The 4,109-nt window shown below is 51.6% G+C and carries 2 protein-coding genes; both read left to right on the top strand.

Features of this window, described 5'->3' with window-relative positions; translation table 11 throughout:
- Positions 1-305 precede the first annotated feature (305 nt).
- Positions 306-2,591, top strand: coding sequence for a tetratricopeptide repeat protein (locus BOW52_RS16435; protein WP_078485168.1), 2,286 nt, complete (start codon positions 306-308; stop codon positions 2,589-2,591).
- A 522-nt stretch (positions 2,592-3,113) separates the two neighbouring features.
- Positions 3,114-4,082: a hypothetical protein gene (locus BOW52_RS16440; RefSeq protein ID WP_135622599.1), complete on the top strand. Its 969-nt coding sequence runs from the start codon at positions 3,114-3,116 to the stop codon at positions 4,080-4,082.
- Positions 4,083-4,109 lie beyond the last annotated feature (27 nt).

The following is a 4,109-nucleotide window of genomic DNA, read 5'->3' on the forward strand; positions in this document are numbered from 1 at the left end:
TCGTCGTTCGCTCGCGCTCTCAACTACGAATAGGCAGACGGCGTCGACTATCGCGGACTAACCGCCTTCGCTTCGCTATCCATGGCGGTCAGCGATTGAAATGCACACTTTTTCTTGATCAATATTCATGACCCTCTCATCGACTTCGGTGCTTTGCTGAGTTTATTTGATCTGAGCAAGCCCAATGGAGATAGTCAGATACCTGTGGATATAACGGAACCTCACTACTACTGGTTATGGTTGTGCGTAGTAACCAGATTTCGTACTCTTACTGGCTGAATATAACAGCGCAGGGAGTACTCTGAGTGCAGCAGCAGATCAATGAAGCCTTGGACTATTTTCACCGGGGACGTTTCGATAAGGCCGTCGCCCGGATCTCGCCCCTGCTCAAGCGCCAACCGAAAAACCCCCAGCTCCACCTGCTGCTCGGCGCCTTTAATGCCGGCCGTGGTGAGCACCGTCGGGCGATCAAGAGCTATGAGAAAGCGCTCGCACTCGAACCGCAGCTGCTCGATGCCCGCTTTAACCTAGGGCTGGCCCACCAGGCACTGGAACAGTTTGATGAGGCTGAGCGCTGCTTTCGCCAGATACTCAACCAGCATCCCAACCACCCGCAGAGTCTCAACGAGCTCGGCACCGCCCTCTCGGCGCAGCAGGACTACGAGGCGGCAGATGAAGTCTTCGCACTTGCCATCACGGCCGCGCCCGACTTCCCCGCTCCGGCGATCAACCGTGGACTAAACCGGGTCAAACAGGGGCACTTCGAGGAGGGAATCGCCGCCATCGAGCTGGGACTGGCCCTCGACCCTAACGATGCCGTGGCCCTCTATAACCTCGGCTACGCCTATGAGCAGATGGGCCAATTGGATGCGGCCCTCGCCGCCTACCTGCGCACCGAGGCAATCGCACCCGATGAGGTCGACACCCTCAACAACCTCGCCAACCTCTTCTCCGAGCAGCAGCGCTTCGATGAGGCGCTACCGCGCTACAAGCGCTGTTGTGAATTAAAACCCAAGACGGCGGAGTATCTATATAATACGGGGCGCTGCTGTAACAAGATGAGGGCTTCCCCTGAAGCGATCGCGCCCCTAGAGCAGGCGATTGCACTCAAGCCCGCCTACGTCGAGGCCCGCATCGAGCTGGGGCTGGCACTCAATCGCTGTGATCGTAGTGAGTTCGCCATCACGATACTTGAGCAGGCAATCAAGCTCGATTCCGCTTCGGCCAGCACCCATGCAGCACTCGGTAATTGTTACATGAAACTCGGTCACTACCCGGCTGGCCGAGCTGCCTTTGAGCAAGTCCTTGACCTCGACCCCGAGGACTCGGCTTCGCTGCGTAATCTGCTGATGCTGCTCGAGTACGATCCTGACGCCGATGATGCCCACCGGATGCGCATCGCCAAACAGTGGGGGGAGCTGGCCATCAAGCGAGCCGGGGGACCGCGACCGCACCCTGCACCCTACCCGAAGGCACCGGGCGAGCCACTGCGCATCGGCTATGTCTCGGGCGATTTCAGACAACACACGGTAGGACTGTTTATCAAGGCACTACTCAAGCAGCACGATCAGAGTCGCTTTGAGGTGTTCGCCTACGCCAACAACCACGAGGTCGACGCGGTCACCGAGGAGATCCAGGCGGTCACCACCTACCGGCCGATCGGACACTTAAACGATGAGCAGGCGGTTACACTGATCCAGCAAGACAAGATCGATGTGCTGGTCGATCTGAGTGGTCACACAGGGCGTTCACGCATCGATCTCTTCGCCTGGCGCCCCGCACCGGTGCTGGTCGAGTTCCTCGGCTACTTCTCCACTACCGGCCTCCCCTACTTCGATGCCCTGCTAACCGATCGCTGGCACACCACACCCCAGATGCAAGAGCACTTTGTCGAACCCCTGGTCGAGCTCGAGGGTGGGCGCTTCAACTACCAGCCAGTCCCGTTTGCACCCGAGGTGAGTCCTCCCCCCTGTCTTGAACGCGGCTACGTCACCTTCGGCTCGTTCAACAACCACACCAAGTATCACGCCGGGGTCTATGCACGCTGGGCCGAGATCCTGAAACAAGTCCCCGACTCCAGGTTGCTGCTCAAATCGGGGGCCTACGAGAACATGGGGTTGAGGAATGATGTGTTAGAGGCCTTTGCTGAGCACGGTATCGAGCCTGAGCGGATCGAGCTGCGGGGAAGATCACCCCATGAAGCGATGCTTGAACAGTATGGGGATATGGATATTGCGCTTGATCCCTTTCCATTCTCAGGCGGTATCACCAGCTGTGAGGCACTATGGATGGGAGTGCCGGTTATTACAGAACCACAGCAGCGCATGGTTAGCCGCCAAACCCATGCTTTTCTCTCTGCAATCGGCCTGGATGAACTCTCAGCATCTAACGAGGAGGACTACATTAGAAAAGCTGTCGCATTGGCCGGCGACTTTGATCGCCTAAAAAGCCTTCGAGAGTCGCTTCGCTCGAAGATGAAGCGCTCACCTTTGATGGATCTGGTGAGCTATACACAATCACTAGAACCATCCTTGATCACACTCGATCAGCGGATTCGAAACCAAGCTGCGAAAGAGTCATTCAGCAAATAAAAATGCATCATTGTAATGATAGCCCCGGGCCTAATAATTCCCTGACCTCAGACTCGTGTCCCGGTGGGACCACATAATAAATCAAAATCACATGCTGGAGACGATGAGGGGTTATCTTACAAGATTGTGCACGGGCGATTCTTACTGATGGACAACCAAGAATCGATCTCATCTGTCATCAACCACTACAGTAACGTTGAAAAATACACTCAACTCAGACACATACAATGACGGAGAAATTGATCCAATTATTTCCTCAATTGAGACACACTATCAAAGATCAAGCATCAGATTGATGTACCGCATCATCAAGGTATGATGATTTGTGCAAATACCGTGAGAGGCAATCTTCTTGAGGCTCACGCAAAACAAGAGAGTGAGGCACTGAGATGGAAACCGCACGTTTGATTCGCCATCCAATAAGCTTTTGCCTGTTAAGCAGCAATGGTTAATTGTCGCGCACTCATACCCAGCCTAAACAGGCCAATCAAAAACAATAAAGACAACCAAACCGGTGTACTTATGAGCAACATATACATATATCAGATTTATTATGATGAATTAAGCAAATCTAAATTACTTCCTGAATTCATACCATTGGACAACACGTCCAATAAACGCCCTGACTGGTTCGAATTTTTAGTCATCCTCAATTTTTTAAGAGAAAATGAACCCGGGGAGTCGCTATTTTTGCGAAAGTTTGTTTTGGGCATCCAAGCCCAAGCAAACAGCAAAAACTTCACGCGACCGTTTATGCCTGCGGCGCCCGGACTAACCGCCTTCGCTTCGCTATCCATGGCGGTCAGCGTTAGAAGCGGCGACTGGTATGGCTTTCTTTCGCCAAAGTTTCAGAGAAAAACTCAACTGGATCCACAGCACGTCATCCAAATGATAAAAGAAAACTCCCAGCACGCTAATGTTGCTTTGTTTTCTCCAGGCTGGGATCAAAACGCCTTCTTCAAAAACCCATGGGAGCAAGGCGAGATTTGGCATCCAGGCATTACTCAACTTTCACAAGATTTTGTATCTTATCTGAACCTTGATATTGATTTGGAATCGCTAGTTACTGACTCATACTCAGCCGTTTTTTCAAACTACGTCATTGCAAAAAAAGAATATTGGGTGGAATGGAAAAGAATACCGCAGAAGAGTTTTTTATTTTCTGAGGAAAACAAGGGAAAACTGGGATCTTCTCAAAACACAAGCTATAGCTCATCCAGAAACCAATACCCGATGAAGACATTTATTCAAGAACGATTTGCTTCATTGATTTTGACTACAGGTGAATTTCAAGTTCTTTCTCCAGACACTTTTATTCAAAGCATGACAGGAAAAGTATTTAAACGGCTCTTTCAAGATAGCTTAGAGACCAGAAAGCTACTTGCAATTTGCGACCTATTAAAATCGAAATACAGGAAAAAATCGGGGAGTCGCTATTTTTGCGGAAGCTTGTTTTGGGCGTCCAAGCCCAAGCAAGCGGCAAATACTTAACGCGACCGTTTATGCCTACGGCGCCCC

Origin of the sequence: Solemya pervernicosa gill symbiont (assembly GCF_002020875.1) — a bacterium.
Lineage (GTDB): Bacteria > Pseudomonadota > Gammaproteobacteria.

Coding starts and splice junctions, on each gene's coding strand:
- BOW52_RS16440 (WP_135622599.1), top strand. CDS start 3,114: ATGAGCAACATATACATATATCAGATTTATTATGATGAATTAAGCAAA.